We start from the raw sequence: 15,907 nt of genomic DNA on the forward strand, positions 1-15,907 counted from the left end.
GGAGCCCAGTAGACAACGGAATTCCGAGCTCGCCGCCGACGAGACGGGTCCGGTCCGAAGGGTTTCCGGGCCCTCTTCCCGCTCTCGTGCGCAGGACCGACATGTGCGCCGGGTGGTCCCGTCGGTCGCGGGATCACCCTGCCGCCTCCCGGCGGGGAAACGCCGATTTCTTCGATCTTCCGGTGCTGCGCTGGCTTGAGCGCCCCCGCGGGGCGGTAGCGTTTTCGCAAGCAGGCGTGCGATTCGGCTGAGGAGACCCGGAGTGGTTCAGGAGCGAACGAACCTACCGCCCACCCCCGGGGCGGATACGGTGCTCCCCGACGCGGATGTTCCGGAGGGCGCGCTGCCGGACGCCGAGCCACGTGACGAGGCGCTTTCCGGCGCGGCCGCCCAGGACAGGTCGCCCGGATCGACGGCCGTCCCAGAGGCAGCGGTCCCAGAGGCAGCGGTCCCGGATGCGGTCGCCCCGGATGCGGTCGCCCCGGACGCCGGGCTCACGCACACGGCGGCCGGCGACGCGCCTGGCCACGACGCGCCCGCTCAAGGCGCGGCTGCTCAGGAGGCGCCCGCTCAGGAGGCGGCCGGCCGTGGCGCGGCTGACCGTGGCGCGGCCGGCAGTGGTGCGGCTGACCGTGACGCGACGCTCTCGGGCACGGCGGGCCGGGCAGATGGCGAGCTCCCCGAGTCGGGCACCAAGCCCACGAAGGGCGACACGTCAGTGCCGGACACCCCCGCCAAGGGCAGGGAAGGGCGTTGGGTGCTGCTCGGACGGGTGGTCGCGGGCGTGCTCGGCGGGATCGCGCTCTACGCCGCCTTCCCCCCGCTCGACTGGTGGCTGTGCTCGCCCCTCGGCATCGCGCTCATCGTCCTGTCCCTGTACGGCACCAGGCCCAGGCGGGCCGCCTGGCTCGGCTACCTGATGGCCGCGGTGTTCCTGTTCCCCACCCTCGCCTGGGTGCGGACGATCGGCGACGACGTCTGGCTCATGCTGGTGGGCACGGAGAGCGTCTTCTACGCCGCGATGGCGGCCCTGGCGGCGCTGGTGTTCCGCCTGCGGGCCTGGCCGTTGTGGTTCGCCGGGCTGTGGGTGCTCATGGAATGGGCGCGCGGCCTGGTGCCCATCGGGGGGTTCCCGTGGGCGCGGGTGGCCTTCAGCCAGAGCGAGTCGCTGTTCACCGAGTACGCCGCGCTGGGCGGCGCGCCGCTGGTGTCGTTCGCCGTCACCCTGTGCGGCGCGCTGCTGGCCCAGGCCGTCCTGGCCGGGTCCGCGCCCGTCCGTGCCCGGGAAGGCGTGTGGGCCTCGGCGGGGTCGAGGGCCGGCGCCGCGAGGAGCGCGGTGTGGCTCACGAGGAGCGCGGTGTGGCTGAGGGGGGCGCCGGTGGCCATGGCGCTGGCCGTGCCGCTGCTGACGCTGGCGATTCCCCGGCCGGGCGACGAGGGGCGGACCGTCAACATCGGCATCGTCCAGGGGAACGTCCCGGGCAGGGGCATGGGCTTCATGGGCGACGAACCCGCCGTTGTCCTGAAAAATCATGCCAACGAGACGAAACGCCTCGCCCAGGCCGTACGCGAAGGAAAGCTTCCCAAGCCCGACCTGGTCGTCCTCCCCGAGAACTCCACCGACATCGACCCCTACCGCGACGCGTACGCCAGCCAGATCATCCAGGACTCCGTCACCGACGTCGGCGTGCCGACGCTGATCGGCGCGGTGGTCGCCATCGGCGACGAGCACCGCGCCACCCGCAGCCTCGTGTGGGACCCGGTGACCGGCCCGGGCGCGTACTACGACAAGCAGCACCTGGTGCCGTTCGGGGAGTACACCCCGTTCAAGGAGATCGTGCTGGCCCTGTGGGAGCGGGCCAACCTGGTCGGCCGGCAGTCGGTCGCGGGCGACAGGCCGGGCGACCTCAGGATGGGGCCGGTCACGGTCGGCGCGGTCAACTGCTACGAGGTGGCCTACGACGACACCGTGCGCCGCACCGTTCGCGCCGGCGGCACCCCGCTGGTGATGCAGGCCAACAACGCCACCTACGCCCTGTCCAACCTGCCGCCGCAGCAACTGGCCATGTACAAGCTGCGGGCCGTCGAGCACAACAGGGCGGTCGTGGCCGCCGCCACCACCGGGATCTCCGCCTCCATCGGACCTGACGGTAAGGTCTCCTGGCGGACCCGCGAACTGGTCGCGGACATGAACGTGGTCACGGTGCCCGTCCGCACCGAGGAAACGATCGCCACGAGGGTGGGCGCGGTTCCCGAGTGGGCATTGATGATGATGGGAGCGGCGGCGGCAGGAGTCGCCGCGTGGCGCGGCAGGCGGCGAGGCGATCGCATGAGGAACGACTGATGGTGGAGACTCTCGGCCGGGTGCTCGTCGTCGTGCCCACCTATGACGAACGCGACAATCTGCCCGCGATCGTCGGCCGGATCCGGGCCGCGGTGCCGGAGGTCCACGTACTGGTGGCCGACGACGCCAGCCCCGACGGCACCGGCGAGGTCGCCGACGAGCTGGCCGCCGGCGACGACCACGTGCACGTCATGCACAGGGAGTCCAAGCAGGGCCTCGGCGCCGCCTACATCGCCGGGTTCCGCTGGGGCCTGGACGAGGGCTTCGACGTCCTGGTCGAGATGGACGCCGACGGCTCCCACCAGCCCGAGGAGCTGCCCAAGCTGCTGGAGGCGCTGGCCGACGGCGCCGACCTGGCGATCGGCTCCCGCTACGTCGCGGGCGGCAAGGTGGTCAACTGGCCGCAGCGACGCGAGCTGCTGTCCAAGGGCGCCAACCTCTACACCCGGGTCATGCTCGGCCTGCCCGTACGCGACGCGACCGCCGGGTTCCGCGCCTACCGCGCCGCCACCCTGGAGAAGGTGGGCCTGGCCGGGGTGGAGTCGCAGGGCTACTGCTTCCAGGTGGACCTGACGCTGCGCACGTCCAAGCACGGGCTGCGGGTGGTGGAGGTGCCGATCACGTTCGTGGAGCGCACGGTCGGCAGGAGCAAGATGAGCGGCAAGGTCATGTCCGAGGCGCTGTGGCGCATCGGGATGTGGGGCGTCACGGGCCTGCCCAAGCGCCTGCGCGGCAGCGGCGGCGAGCGCCCCTAGACGGCGCGACCGACGGCCGGGCGGAGCAGCCTGGGCGGGATCTCCGCGCGGGCGGAACGGTTTGCGGGCCCCGGGCGTTGTTCCTGACGTAGCGCATGTGTGCGGAATCGAGGAAACGATGCGGCTGCTGCTCTTCCTGGCCTTCCTGGCCGTCCCCGTCCTGGAGATCTGGCTGATCATCCAGGTCGGCTCGGTGATCGGCGGGCCCGCGACCGTGGCCCTGCTCATCGCCGACAGCCTGTTCGGCGCCTGGCTGGTGCGCCGCGAGGGGCGCAGGGTCTGGCGGGCGCTGCAGGAGTCGCTGCGCTCCGGCCGGATGCCGGACCGGGAGCTGGCCGACGGCGGCCTGGTGCTGGTGGGCGGCACGCTGCTGCTGACGCCGGGCTTCTTCACCGACGTGCTCGGGTTCCTGTGCATCCTGCCGTTCACCCGGCCCCTGATGCGCCGTCTGGGCTCGTGGTTCTTCGACCGCAGGGTCAAGAAGATGGCCGCCGCCTCGCCGTACTCTCGTCTCTTCCCGCCCCGTGAGGACGCCTCGGCGCCGCACGGCGGCCGGGTGGTGCACGGGGAGGTCATCCGCGAGGACTGACCGCCGAGATTCGCGGAAACGAAGAACCCCCGGGAGGTGATGTCCCGGGGGTTCGACCGTGAGAGAAGGTCAGGCGCTCTTACGACGCTGGGCCCGCAGCACGGCGAGCCGCTCGTTGAGCACCTCCTCAAGGTCTTCGATGGACCGTCGCTCCAGGAGCATGTCCCAGTGGGTCCGCGGGGGCTTGGTCTTCTTCGACTCCGGCTGCTCACCGTCCACGCGCAACGCGGTCGCGCCGCACATGCGGCACTCCCAGGTCGCCGGGATCTCGGCTTCTGCTGCAAGCGGAACCTCGAAGCGATGGCCCTTAGGACAGGTGTAGGACACCTCCTGGCGCGGGGCCAGATCCGTGTTACGGTCGTTCTCGTAGCTGGTTGCCCCGAGCCGGGTGCCACGAAGCGCGCGCTCGCCCATGTCTAAATGCCTCCTACAGGGCCCCCTTGCGTGGGGGGTCTGTCTCCCACGGTGTCTAACGCTTGGTACCGTGATGGGATTCCCACCCTCGGGGTGATCCAATCGCGCTTGGGCCGTCGGTTCTTCACGCACTCGCCGATCGGGCCCGCGTTCCGGCGCCCATCAGGGCCGCCGCCAGCCAGAGCCCGCCGATCATGATCAGCACGCCATGGGCGATACGCAGCGGGTACGGCCCGAAGAACTGCGGGATGAACAGCGCGAACCCCACCGCCAGCGCCGTGCCGCTCCACCGGGGCAGCGTGCTGGAGCGCCAGATCGAGATCGCGGCCATGATCGTGCCGACGCCCAGCAGGACGAGCCCCGCGGCGAACATGGTGACCGGCACGGTTCCGAATCTGAATTCTCCGGCCAGCTCCATGAGCGCCGGTGCCTGGTCGCGCAGGGAGCGCTGGGCGATCACGTGGAGCCCGAAGTCCTCGGCGCCGTAGTAGGGGAGTGTCAGGCCCGCGCCCGCCCACGTCACCGCCGCGGCGCGCAGCGACAGGCGGTCGCCGAGCAGCTGGTGCAGCCCGAGCACGGCGAGGCCGAGCAGCACGAACCCGACCATGGCGGCGGCGTGCCCGGCGACCCACGCGCCGGAGGCCATGGCCGCGGCGTCGTCGCCGGAGGGGCGGATCGCGGGATAGACGAGGAAGAGGACGCCGGCGGCGGCGAAGGCGGCGGACGTGAGCCTGGGGGACATCGGTGCTCCTGAAAATGTACTCTGCTCTTATGCGAGAGCAATGCTCTCGCTTCAGTGCGCCGTTGTCAAGAGCGGTGCTCTCGCTTCCGATGTAACAGTGCTTATATAAGTGCTGTTATGATTCGGCTCATGACCGATCCCCGTGTCCCCGACCCCAGCGAGCAGAGCCTCTGGCGTCCCCTGCGGCTGCTCCAGGCCGCCATGGACGCCGACATCGCCCGCGTCTACGCCGACGGCCACATCGACGGGCTCAAGCCGAGCTACGTGATGGAGCTGCTCCGGCTGCACGCCCGCGGGCCGCTGACGATCACCGAGCTGGCCGAGTCGGTCGGCCGCACGCATTCGGCGCTCAGCCAGAAGGTGGCCGCGATGCGCACGGCCGGCTGGGTCGAAACCGTCGCGGGCGACGACGCGCGCAGCAAGAAGGTCGCGCTCACCGGAAAGGCCCGCGCCGTCGTGGGCCGCCTGGCGGCGGAGTGGCGGGCCACCGAGGCCGCCCTCGCCGACCTCGAGGCCGAGATCCCCTATCCGCTCTCCCGGGTCGTCACCGACATCGAGCGGGCCCTGGAGCGCAGGAGCTTCCACGACCGGATCGCCGAGAAGCTGGCGCAGGACCCCGCATGGGGCTGAGGCGCGCGCTGCTCGACGTGGCCCCGCTCCGCTCCTCGCCGGCGTTCCGGCGGTTATGGATCGGGCAGTCCCTGTCCGGCTTCGGCAGCCAGATGACGCTCGTCGCCGTCATGTTCCAGGTCTGGGAGACGACCAGGAGCACCGCCTGGACCGGCGCGGTCGGCCTGGCGCAGGCGCTGCCGATCGTCGTGCTCGGCCTCTTCGCCGGGACGGTCGTCGACCGCGTGGACCGCCGCAGGCTCTATCTGCTCACGACCGGCGGGACGACCGTGTGCCTGCTCCTGCTCACCCTGCAGGGCTTCCTCGGGCGTCTCCCGGCCGCCGGGGTCCTGGCGCTGGTCGTGGCGCAGGCCTGTTTCGGCGCCTTCGGCGGCCCGGCCTCGCGCTCCTTCATCCCGCAGCTGCTGCCCGAACACCAGGTGGCCGCCGGGCTGGCGCTGCGGCGGATCGCCTTCCAGGGCGCCATGCTGGTCGGCCCCGCGCTGGGCGGCCTCATCGTGGGCGCGTTCGGGGTCGGCGGCTGCTACCTGATCGACACGCTCACCTTCGCCGGCGCGCTCTACGGCGCCTTCGGCCTGCCGCCGCTGCGCCCGGGAGCCGGGCCCGCCCGTCCCGGGCTGCGCGGCGTGCTGGACGGCCTGGTCTTCCTGTCGGGCACTCCGGTCGTCCGGGGAGCGCTGCTCACCGACCTGGCCGTGACCGTGCTGTCGATGCCGATCAGCCTGTTCCCCCTGATCAACGCGGAGCGGTTCGGCGACGACCCGCGCACGCTGGGGCTGTTCCTCACCGCGATAGCCGTCGGCGGCGTCGTGGCCTCCGCGTTCTCTGGGGCGTTCACCCGGCTGCCCCGCCCCGGCCTGGTCATGCTCGCCGGGTCGGCCACGTGGGGCGCGGCGCTCACGTTGTTCGGCCTGTCGCCGCACCCGTGGGCCGGGCTGGCCTGCCTGGTCCTGGCCGGCGCCGCCGACACCGTGGCCGTGGTGTCGCGGAGCACCATCGTCCAGACGCGCACCCCGAACGAACTGCTCGGCCGGGTCGGCGCCGCCGAGCAGATCGTCGGCCAGGCCGGCCCCGACCTCGGCAACCTGCGCGGCGGCCTGGTCGCGCACGCCACCTCGGGTGCGGTGGCGCTGGTCAGCGGCGGCCTGCTGTGCCTGCTGGCGGTCGCGGCGGTGGCGATCGTCACGCCGGACCTCCGCCGCACCGCCGTGGCGTCCCCAACGCGGGCCTCTCAGTCCTGATCCCGACAAGCCTTTACTCTTAGGAAAGTTTCTTTTATATTTCGCGGTACCCCCCACGTAAGGAGCCTCTTCATGAGAAGGACGCTCACGTTGCTCGCCGGCGAAGGCTCCCGCTCCCCGGCGGCCGGGCCGGTCATGGGCAGGATCCGCGATGCCGTGGTGTCGCTGTTCCGCATCGTGGTGGGCCTGCTGTTCGCCTGCCACGGGGCCGCGACCCTGTTCGGCGTGCTCGGCGGCCCGCGCGGCGGCACGATCCCCGCGGTCGGGGAGTGGCCCTCGTGGTGGGCGGGGGTGATCGAGCTCGGCGCCGGCGGCCTGGTCGCCCTCGGGCTCGCCACCCGCGCCGCCGCGCTGGTCAGCTCCGGCACGATGGCCTACGCCTACGTCACCGTCCACCTTCCCAAGGGCGTGCTCCCGCTGACCAACGGGGGCGAGCCCGCCGCGCTGTTCTCCTGGTCGTTCCTGGTGCTGGCGCTGCTGGGCAGCGGCGCGTGGTCGCTGGACCGCCTCCTCGCCCGCGCCCGGCGCACGCACCAGACCTGAGCGGACCGGCCGGCACGGTCAAGGGCCGGCGCCGCACCACCCCGGCACCCGCGAAGGAGCGCTCATGGACGACCTCGAACGGCTCGCTCACGCCGTCCTCTTCCCCGCCCTGGGCCGGCCGGCCGTGCCCCGCTGGGTCGAACGGCCGGTCGCCGCCGGGCTCGGAGGGTTCGTCCTGTTCGGCAAGGACATCGTCACCGAGCCCGGGCTCCGCGACCTCACCGCCGGCCTGCGCGACCTTTCCCCCGCCCTCCACCTGGCCATCGACGAGGAGGGCGGCGACGTCAGCCGGCTGGAGGGCGCCGGCGGGCTCTCCACGCCCGGCAACCTCGCGCTCGGCCGGATCGACGACGTCGAGGCGACCCGGGCGTGCGCCCACCAGATCGGGCTCGCGCTGCGCTCGGCCGGCGTCACCTGGAACCTCGCCCCGGCGGCCGACACGGCCGTCAACCCCTTCAGCCCGAACGGCGTCCGCTGCTTCGGCGGGGACCGGGCCCACGTCGCCAGGCACGCCGCCGCCTGGATCGAGGGTCTCCAGGAGACCGGGGTGAGCGCGTGCGCCAAGCACTTCCCCGGCCACGGCCTCAGCGGCACCGACGCCCACCTCGGCACGCCGGTCATCGACCTCAGCCGCGACGAGCTCGTCGAGCACTACCTCGACCCCTTCCGCGCGGCCGTCGCGGCGGGCGCCGACTCCGTCATGGTCTCCCACCCGCGGGTCCCCGCCCTGGACGAGGCGCCGGCATCGATCAGCCCGGCGGTGGTGACCGGGCTCCTCAGGGACGAACTGGGCTTCGACGGGGTCGTCATCACGGACGCGCTGGAGATGCGCGGCGTGGCCGACGTGGCGCCGCTGCCCGAGACGGCGGTCCGCGCCCTGCGGGCCGGGGCGGACGCGCTGTGCCTGGGCGCGTGGGCGTACGGCGAGCAGGTACGGATCGCCGTACGGGCGATCACCGAGGCCGTCCGCGCGGGCGAGCTCCCGGTGGCGCGGCTGGAGCATGCCGCCGGCCGGCTGGCGCGGATGCGCCGGAGGGGCGCGTCGCGGCCCGGCGCCCGCGACGACGGCCTCGGGCTCCGGCTCGCCCGCCGCGCCCTGCGCCTGACCGGTGACCCGCGCCTTCGCGGTGCCGCCACCCTGGTGGTGCGCCTGGAGCCGGCCGCCTCGCCGGCCTCGGGCGACGGGCCGGGCCACGTGGAGTCCCTGCTCGCCACGCCCGGCCGTACGGTGGAGCGCGTGGCCGTCGCCGCCGGCACGTACAACGGCCCCGGCATCGTGCACGCGGCCATCGCGGAATTCCGCGACGAGTACGGCGCCGCCGGGGACGTGGTGGTCGTCGTCCGGAGCCCGCACCGGTACGCCTGGCAGGAACCCGTCCTCGACCGGATCCTGGCGACCACGCCCGGCGCCGTCGTCCTCGACATGGGCTTCGTCCACCGCGACTTCTCCGCCGCGCGCGGCTGGGTGCGCACCTACGGCGCGTCCCGGGTGTGCGCGGTGGCGGCGGTCGAGGTGCTCAACGGACGATCGGAGACCTCCATCGCGTGATCGCGACCTCACATTCCCGGTGGCTGCTCCGTCGGACGACTGGAGATCGCACGACTCCAACGTCCGTGAGGCCCGGAGGCCGGGTGGAAGAACCCGCCCGACCTCACGCCGGCCGTCACCAAAGGAGGGCTCATGTTCGCCGTCTATGCCACCGTCACCATCTTCGCCTCGCTCCTGTACGGCAGCGCCGCCGTCGTCTACCTGATCGGCCACGAGTTCCCCAAGGCCCAGCTGGACATGAAGCGCCTGCCGCGGTCGTGGGTGCCGGTGCTCGGCACGATGCTGGCGGCGGGCGCCCTGGGGCTGCTGGGCGGGTTCGCCGTGCCCATGCTGGGCATGCTCGCCGCCCTCTGCCTCGTGCTGTACTTCGTCGGCGCGCTGCTCGCGCACCTGCGGGTGGGGTCGCGCAAGCTCGCGAACTGGGCCGGGTTCTTCGCCACCGCCGTGGCCGCGCTCGGCGTGAACCTGGCCTACTACTGGACGTGACCCGCAGGCGACGGCCTCGCGCGGCTCAGATGCGGTCGGGGACCTCGTTGCCGGCCGCGCGGATGGCCTTGGGCAGGTTGGTGAGGGCCAGGAGCACGAAGCCGACGACGAAGAAGATGATCATGGAGACGATGGCGATGCGATAGCTGTTGGTCAGCTGCAGCGCGATGGTGACCGTCAGGGAGCCGATGAACGCCGACCCCTTGTCGCTGATCTGCAGCAGGCTGAAGTACTCGGCCTCGCGCCCCTTCGGGATCACCTGCGAGAACAGCGACCGCGACAGCGCCTGCGTGCCGCCCAGCACGATCGCGATCGCGAACGCCATCAGGTAGAACTGCAGGTCCTGCCCCTCCGCGACGAACATGGCGGCCGCCACGATCGCCGTCCACACCACCAGGCTCGCCAGGACGGTGCGCTTGGTCCCGAAGCCCCGCGCCAGCCACCCGAGCAGCAGCGCCCCGAAGAACGCCACGAACTGCACCATCAGGATGGCCGTGATCTGCACCGTCTTGTCCAGCTTGAGGGCCTCGGAGGCGAAGGCCGCGCTGTTGCCGATGACGGTCTGTACACCGTCGTTGTAGACGAGGTAGGCCACCAGGAACAGCAGCGTCAACGGGTAGCGGCGCAGCTCGGCCAGCGTGCGGCCGAGCTGGCGGAAGCTCCCGCTCACCGAGCGCAGCGCCGTGGTCTCGTGGGCGGGCACGGGCTGGTTGCGCAGCCGCAGCAGCGGCACGATCGTGAAGATCGCCCACCACAGCCCGGCCGACATCATGCTGATGCGCACCGCCATGCCCTCGGCCAGGCCCAGGCCGTCGTGGTTGAGGTAGAGGACGAGGTTGAGCGCCAGCAGCACGCCGCCGCCCAGATAGCCGATGGCCCAGCCACGCGAGGAGACCCCGTCGCGCTCGGCGGGCGTCGAGATCTGCGGCAGGAACGAGTCGTAGACCACCACCGAGGAGCCGTAGGCCAGGTTGGCGAGGACGAACAGCACCCCGCCCAGCATGTAGCGGTCGCCCTCGACGAAGTACAGGCCCATCGTGGCCAGCGCCCCGGCGTAGGCGAAGCCGCCGAGCAGCTGGCGCTTGCGGCCGGTGTGGTCGGCCAGCGCGCCCACGACGGGCAGCGCGACGATCTGCAGCAGCACCGCGACCGTCATCGTCAGCCCGAAGAACGCGGCCGGCCGGATGTCGGCGCCCAGCACGTCGACGTAGCCCAGGCCGGGGTTGTCGGCGGCCAGCTTGTCGAAGGTGTCCACGCACGTGGCGGAGGCGATGCCGGGGAAGTCCTTGGCGCAGGCCGCGGTCTTGGCGACCGGGATGAGGTACGGGCCGAGGAAGACCGAGATGATCGTGGTGTAGAAGGCGGAGTTGGCCCAGTCGTAGATGTACCAGCCGCGCTGCTCGCGCCTGCGCGCTGCGGGGGAGTCGTCGAGGGCCGCGGGGGGTGCGGGTACGGACATGGTGTCGGGTCGCTCCTCTGCGGTGGCGAGGGCCGGGCGGTCGTGGATGTGTCGGGTGTGCTCAGGGGGCGGGGCCCGCGGGGCGGAGGCGCTCAGGCGGCCAGGCTGCCGGGGTGCCACTGGCCGCGGCGTTCGAGCACCGCGCGCAGGCCCGTGACGTTGTCGGTCATGATGCCGTCCACGCCCAGGTCGAGCAGGTGCTCCATGCGGCCGGGGTCGTTGATGGTCCAGACGTGCACCTGCATGCCGATGGCGTGCGCCGTGCGCACCAGGTGGCGGGTGGTCACGCGCAGGCCGCGGAAGCCGACCGGCACCTGCGCGCACGGGACGCCTGAGCGCGACAGGCGGGTCAGCAGGCGGCCGTAGCCGGAGGTGGCGGCGGCGGCCCGCAGCGCGGCGACGCCGCGCGGGCCGAGCGCCGAGCAGACCTCCCTGCCTAGCGCCGCCCTGGCCAGCACCAGGCGCTCGTCGGAGAAGGAGGTCAGGCAGATCCGGTCATAGGCGTTGGTACGCCGGACCGCCTCGGCCAGCGGGGCGATGGCGGCGGCCTCCTTGACGTCGATGTTGAACCGGACCTCCGGCCAGGTGCCGAGCAGGTCCTCCAGCAGCGGGATCTCGTGGACCCCGCCGATGCGGGCCTGCCTGACCGCCCGGTAGGGCAGCTCGGAGATGCGGCCCCGCTGGTCGGTGACGCGGTCGAGCGTGTGGTCGTGGAAGGCGAGCAGCACGCCGTCGGAGGTGGCGTGCGCGTCGGTCTCGAGATAGGAGTAGCCGAGCCCGACCGCCCGCTCGAAGGCCGCGGCGGAGTTCTCGGCGCCCTCGGCGGCGCCGCCCCGGTGGGCGAAGGCCAGCGGGCCCGGGTGGTCGAGAAAGGCGAATCGACGGCTCAGCACGTACGGAAGTATGCCTTTCGTGGGTGAACGGTTCGGTTACGGTTCGGGGAGATTCTCCCACTCCTGGCGGCGCGCCTCGGACAGCGCGATGGCCGCGGCCACGGCGACGTTGAACGAGCCCACCCGCCCGACCTGCGGGATGTAGCAGACGCCGTCCACGGCGTCGAGCAGGGCGGGGGAGCAGCCGTGGTCCTCGCTGCCGACCACCAGGCACACGTCGCGGCCGAGCGCGGCGCGGTGCAGCGGCACGGCCTCGGCGGTCAGCTCGATGGCCAGCACGGTGTAGCCCTCCTCCCTCGCGGCCTTGACCGCCTCGGTGGCCGGGACCGGCTCGTGCCAGGTGACCAGGCGTTCGGTGCCGAGGGCGGTCTTGCCCGCCTTGGGGTTGGTCGGCGGGGTGGCGTTGCCGGCCAGCCAGATCTCGTCCACGCCGAACGCGGCGGCGCTGCGGAAGATCGAGCCGATGTTGAACGGGCCGGTGACCGACTCGATGATCATGGCCAGGCGGTTGGTGGTGTTTCTGCGCCAGGTGCGGTTGAGCCGCTTGACGTCGGTGGGGCGCAGCTGCCTTCTCATCGGGTCACCTTCAGGATGCGGTAGGAGGCCCGGCTGGCCTCGCGGGAGGCCTGCCAGCCCTGTTCGCCGAGCCAGCGTTGCAGGGAGTCGGAGCCGAGGTGTTTCTGGACGACCAGGTAGGCCACGCCGTCGGGGGTGAGCCGCGTGAGCCACCTGGTGAGCATCTCGTGCAGAGCCTGCTTCCCTATACGGATCGCAGGATTCGACCAGATTGCCCGAAATTTCACTTCTTCTGGTACGTCGTCGACATGTGCGGCCCTTACGTGGTGAAGGCCGAGGGTCCGGGCGTTTCGCGTGGTCAGCTCCAGGCTCCGCCGGTTCACGTCGACGGCCCACACCGTCGCGCCGGGCGCCCGCGAGGCCATGGTCAGCGCGATCGGGCCGTAGCCGCAGCCGAGGTCGAGCAGGTCGCCCTCCTGCGGCGGGGGCGGGACGCTCTCCAGCAGGACGCGGGTTCCCACGTCGACCCGCTCCGGCGAGAACACGCCGCTGTCGGTCTCCAGCCGCAGGTGCAGATCGGGCAGGACCAGGTCGACGGAGCCCGGCCTGCTCGCGGTGCTCGGCTGCTCGGAGAAGTAGTGGGCCACGTCGGAAAACGTTACCGGACCGCGCCGGGTCCGATCGTGGTCAGGGGATCCGGGGGCTCGTGGTCAGGGATCCCGTGAGCCCACGGTCAGGGGATCCGGGAGCCGAAGAGCACCGCCGCGCCCGCCACCATCAGGCCGGCGATGATGGCGGCGACGATGAACCACTGCGTGATCTCCTGGTTGACCACCTTGTAGCCGAGCGAGGTGCCGATCTGCTCGTAGACCTCACGCAGCTCGGTGCCCGACTCGGCGGTGTAGGCGCGGCCGCTGGTGCCGTCGGACAGCGACTGGAGGGTCTGCTTGTTGACGGGCACGTTGACCGGCCGGCCGTCGATGTTGACGGTGCCCTCCTGCGTGCCGTACGCGATGGTGGAGACCGGGACGCGGGCCTGCTGGGCCGCCTCGATGGCCTCGTTCACCGATCTGCCGGAGGTGTTGTCGCCGTCGGACAGCAGCACGACGGCGGCGGGCGGCGGGTCGGTGACGGCCTGCTGGTCGAAGGAGCGCAGGGAGTCGAGGGCGTTGAAGACCGCCTCCCCGATGGCGGTGCCGGGGCGGGTGGTGAGGGTGCCGAGCGCCGTGATGACGGCCTGGTGGTCGGCGGTGGGGGAGATGACGACGTTGGCGGAGCGGGCGAAGGAGACGACGCCGACGTTGAAGCGGTCGGGGAGCTCCTTGACGAAGGCCTGGGCGGCGGCCTTGGCGGCGCTGATGCGGTCGGGCTGCACGTCGGCGGCGTCCATGGACAGCGACACGTCGAGCGCGATCATGATGGTGGCGCGGTCGCGGGGCACGCGTACCTCGCCGGCGGGTTTCGCGGCGCCCACCACGAGCAGCGTCATCATGGCGAGGAAGAGCGCGGGGGCGACGTGGCGGCGCCAGCCCGGTCCGGCGGGGGCGACGAGGTTGAGCAGCGCGAGGTTGGTGAAGCGCACGGTGTAGCGGCGGCGGGCGAACATCGCGGCGATGTAGCCGGCCACCAGCAGCCCGATCAGGAGGAACAGCCACAGCCAGCCGGGGGCGAGGAAGGTCACCGATGGCCTCCGGCGCGCGGGCCGCGTCCTGCGGACTCCGGCCGGGCCGCGCGGGACTTCCCGGCCTCCCGGGCCTCCCGGGCCGCCATGGCCTTCTCGGCCTTCTCGGCCTCGCGGGCCGCGGTGGGTGTCACTTGGGTCTCCTGTGGGCGAGATGGCTCATGTGGCGCTGGCGCAGGACGAACTGCGCGACGTCGAACACCCAGTCGCGGTCGGTGCGCAGCACGAGGTGCGCGATGCCGGCGCGGCGCAGCGCGGCGCGGGTGCCCTCGCGCTGGAGGGCGGCGGCGTCCGCGTAGGCTTGCCGAACCTTGGGTGAAAGATGCACTTCGCGTACGTTCCCGGTCTCGGGGTCGGTGAACGCGACGCGGCCCACGTCGGGCAGTTCGAGCTCGCGGGGGTCGATGACCTCGACGGCCAGCACCTGGTGGCGGGCGGCCAGGCGCCTGATGGGGCGCTCCCAGGGGCGTTCCTCGTCTGGGTCGAGAGTGGGGTGGGCGTCGAGGAAGTCGGAGACGATCAGGCGCACGCCGCGGCGTCTGCGGCTGGCGGCCAGGACGTCGATGCCTTCGGCGAGGTCGGGCGGATCGGGCACGACGCGGCCGCGCGGGGCGTCCATGAGGGAGTGCAGCAGGCCGTAGAGGGCGGGGCGGCCGGTGCGGGCGGGCATGCGGTGGAGGTGCTCGTCGTGCAGGACGAGCGCGCCGAAGCGGTCGCCCATGCGGCTGGACAGGAAGCCGATGGCGCCGACGGCGGCGACGACGAGGTCGCGCTTGTCGGTGTCAGCGGTGCCGAAGTCCATGCTGGGTGACAGGTCGGCCAGGGCCCAGGTCTCGAGTTCGCGGTCGGCGATGAGGTCGCGGACGTGGGGGACGGTGGTGCGGGCGGTGACGTTCCAGTCCATGCGGCGTACGTCGTCCTCGCCGGGGACGTAGACGCGGCTGTCGCCGGCCTCGCTGCCGGGGCCGGGCAGGAGCCCCTGGTGGGCGCCGTGCAGCAGCCCGTCGAGGCGGCGGGTGACGGTGAGCTCCAGCCGTCTGAGCGCTTGTTCGGCGGTGCTCACCGGTTCTGGTTCCAGACGACGAGGGGCGGGGGGACGGCGTGCAGGATCTGCCTGACGACCTGTTCGGGGTCGACGCCGTCGGCCAGGGCGTCGAAGGTGAGCATGAGCCGGTGCGACATGACGTCGACGGCGACGTCGCGTACGTCGTCGGGCAGCAGGTAGTCGCGGCCGCGCAGCAGCGCCAGGGCGCGTCCGGCCGAGACCAGGCCGAGGGTGGCGCGCGGGCTGACGCCGATCTCGATGGTCTCGGCGAGGTCGCTCAGGCCGTATTCGGCGGGGTTGCGGGTGGACATGACGAGCCGTACGACGTAGTCGGCGACGAGCTGGTGGACCGAGACCTGCTCGGCGGCGTCCTGGAGGGCGAGAAGCTTGTCGGGTTCGAGCACGCGCTCGGGGACGGGCGGGGTGACGCTCATGCGCTGGAGGATCTCCAGCTCCTCGTGGGCGCTGGGGTGGGGGACGCGCACGCGGAACAGGAAGCGGTCGCGCTGCACCTCCGGCAGGGGGTAGACGCCCTCGGACTCGATGGGGTTCTGGGTGGCGAGCACGATGAACGGCCTGGGCAGGGGGTGGGTGACGCCGGCGAGGGTGACCTGGCGTTCGGCCATGACCTCCAGCAGGGCCGACTGGACCTTGGCGGGGGCGCGGTTGATCTCGTCGGCCAGCAGGAAGTTGACGAACACCGGGCCGAGCTCGACGTCGAACTTCTCGTTGGAGGGATGGTAGACGCGGGTGCCGATGATGTCGCTGGGCACGAGGTCGGGGGTGAACTGGATCCGGGCGAACGTGCCGCCCACGACGGTGGCCAGGGTGGAGGCGGCGAGGGTCTTGGCGACGCCTGGGACTCCTTCGAGCAGGCAGTGCCCGCGGGCGAGCAGGGCCACGATGAGCCTTTCGACCATGTGGTCCTGGCCGACGATGACACGCCGGACCTCGTCGAGACTTTGACGCAGCAGCGTGACGTCGTTTCCGCCTGGCAACTCTTCGGCGACGCTCATGACG

General features: G+C 72.2%; 18 protein-coding genes. 8 read left to right on the forward strand and 10 right to left on the reverse strand.

The features are described from left to right. Positions 1-310: 310 nt before the first annotated feature. From lnt to FH608_RS15335, 3 genes are all read left to right on the forward strand, one after another. Positions 311-2,344 (forward strand): apolipoprotein N-acyltransferase, encoded by a 2,034-nt coding sequence (lnt, locus tag FH608_RS15325; protein ID WP_226899560.1) that lies wholly within the window; start codon positions 311-313, stop codon positions 2,342-2,344. Further along, on the forward strand, positions 2,344-3,099 hold the full coding sequence (locus tag FH608_RS15330; RefSeq protein WP_139631166.1) for a polyprenol monophosphomannose synthase: 756 nt from the start codon (positions 2,344-2,346) through the stop codon (positions 3,097-3,099). Before lnt ends, FH608_RS15330 begins: the two co-directional genes overlap by 1 nt. 118 nt (positions 3,100-3,217) lie before the next feature. Next, positions 3,218-3,688 carry an FxsA family protein gene (locus tag FH608_RS15335; RefSeq protein WP_139631167.1) on the forward strand — a complete coding sequence of 157 codons (471 nt, stop codon included), beginning with the start codon at positions 3,218-3,220 and terminating at the stop codon, positions 3,686-3,688. A gap of 69 nt (positions 3,689-3,757) precedes the next feature. Here the strand turns inward: FH608_RS15335 and FH608_RS15340 are convergent, their stop codons facing one another. Next, positions 3,758-4,102: an RNA polymerase-binding protein RbpA gene (locus FH608_RS15340; protein ID WP_020539796.1), complete on the reverse strand. Its 345-nt coding sequence runs from the start codon at positions 4,100-4,102 to the stop codon at positions 3,758-3,760. Between the two features lie 124 nt (positions 4,103-4,226). Continuing rightward, positions 4,227-4,844 carry a hypothetical protein gene (locus FH608_RS15345; RefSeq protein WP_139631168.1) on the reverse strand — a complete coding sequence of 206 codons (618 nt, stop codon included), beginning with the start codon at positions 4,842-4,844 and terminating at the stop codon, positions 4,227-4,229. Positions 4,845-4,973: 129 nt separating this feature from the next. Between FH608_RS15345 and FH608_RS15350 the strand changes: the two genes are divergently transcribed. The 5 genes from FH608_RS15350 (at position 4,974) to FH608_RS15370 (ending at position 9,293) form a co-directional block, all read left to right on the forward strand. After that, on the forward strand, positions 4,974-5,474 hold the full coding sequence (locus FH608_RS15350; protein ID WP_226899561.1) for a MarR family winged helix-turn-helix transcriptional regulator: 501 nt from the start codon (positions 4,974-4,976) through the stop codon (positions 5,472-5,474). Next, a complete protein-coding gene (locus FH608_RS15355) occupies positions 5,465-6,715 on the forward strand; it encodes an MFS transporter (RefSeq protein ID WP_139631169.1) in 1,251 nt (416 codons plus the stop codon). The genes FH608_RS15350 and FH608_RS15355 overlap by 10 nt, the downstream gene beginning before the upstream one ends. A 72-nt stretch (positions 6,716-6,787) precedes the next feature. Further along, positions 6,788-7,258: a DoxX family protein gene (locus FH608_RS15360; protein ID WP_226899562.1), complete on the forward strand. Its 471-nt coding sequence runs from the start codon at positions 6,788-6,790 to the stop codon at positions 7,256-7,258. A 64-nt stretch (positions 7,259-7,322) separates the two neighbouring features. Continuing rightward, on the forward strand, positions 7,323-8,807 hold the full coding sequence (locus tag FH608_RS15365) for a glycoside hydrolase family 3 protein (RefSeq protein WP_139631170.1): 1,485 nt from the start codon (positions 7,323-7,325) through the stop codon (positions 8,805-8,807). A 132-nt stretch (positions 8,808-8,939) separates the two neighbouring features. After that, on the forward strand, positions 8,940-9,293 hold the full coding sequence (locus FH608_RS15370) for a DoxX family protein (RefSeq protein ID WP_139631171.1): 354 nt from the start codon (positions 8,940-8,942) through the stop codon (positions 9,291-9,293). A 25-nt stretch (positions 9,294-9,318) separates the two neighbouring features. Here the strand turns inward: FH608_RS15370 and FH608_RS15375 are convergent, their stop codons facing one another. From FH608_RS15375 to FH608_RS15405, 8 genes are all read right to left on the reverse strand, one after another. Continuing rightward, positions 9,319-10,752, reverse strand: coding sequence for an MFS transporter (locus tag FH608_RS15375; protein WP_139631172.1), 1,434 nt, complete (start codon positions 10,750-10,752; stop codon positions 9,319-9,321). A gap of 92 nt (positions 10,753-10,844) precedes the next feature. Beyond that, positions 10,845-11,645 (reverse strand): glycerophosphodiester phosphodiesterase family protein, encoded by an 801-nt coding sequence (locus tag FH608_RS15380; RefSeq protein ID WP_139631173.1) that lies wholly within the window; start codon positions 11,643-11,645, stop codon positions 10,845-10,847. Positions 11,646-11,681: 36 nt separating this feature from the next. Next, positions 11,682-12,221 carry a TrmH family RNA methyltransferase gene (locus FH608_RS15385; RefSeq protein WP_139631174.1) on the reverse strand — a complete coding sequence of 180 codons (540 nt, stop codon included), beginning with the start codon at positions 12,219-12,221 and terminating at the stop codon, positions 11,682-11,684. Further along, positions 12,218-12,808, reverse strand: a complete 591-nt coding sequence (locus FH608_RS15390) for a class I SAM-dependent methyltransferase (RefSeq protein WP_139631175.1) — start codon at positions 12,806-12,808, stop codon at positions 12,218-12,220. Before FH608_RS15390 ends, FH608_RS15385 begins: the two co-directional genes overlap by 4 nt. 86 nt (positions 12,809-12,894) lie before the next feature. Then, positions 12,895-13,842: a VWA domain-containing protein gene (locus FH608_RS15395; RefSeq protein WP_139631176.1), complete on the reverse strand. Its 948-nt coding sequence runs from the start codon at positions 13,840-13,842 to the stop codon at positions 12,895-12,897. Then, positions 13,839-13,976 (reverse strand): hypothetical protein, encoded by a 138-nt coding sequence (locus FH608_RS51465; RefSeq protein ID WP_153262664.1) that lies wholly within the window; start codon positions 13,974-13,976, stop codon positions 13,839-13,841. The genes FH608_RS15395 and FH608_RS51465 overlap by 4 nt, the downstream gene beginning before the upstream one ends. Beyond that, the gene (locus FH608_RS15400) at positions 13,973-14,905 is read right to left on the reverse strand and encodes a DUF58 domain-containing protein (protein ID WP_317135564.1); all 933 of its coding nucleotides are present in this window, start codon (positions 14,903-14,905) and stop codon (positions 13,973-13,975) included. The genes FH608_RS51465 and FH608_RS15400 overlap by 4 nt, the downstream gene beginning before the upstream one ends. Then, complete coding sequence (locus tag FH608_RS15405) at positions 14,902-15,903, reverse strand: AAA family ATPase (RefSeq protein WP_139631177.1); 1,002 nt, start codon at positions 15,901-15,903, stop codon at positions 14,902-14,904. The genes FH608_RS15400 and FH608_RS15405 overlap by 4 nt, the downstream gene beginning before the upstream one ends. Positions 15,904-15,907: the final 4 nt, after the last annotated feature.

Source organism: Nonomuraea phyllanthi (genome assembly GCF_006334985.2).
In the GTDB taxonomy this organism is placed as follows: domain Bacteria; phylum Actinomycetota; class Actinomycetes; order Streptosporangiales; family Streptosporangiaceae; genus Nonomuraea; species Nonomuraea phyllanthi.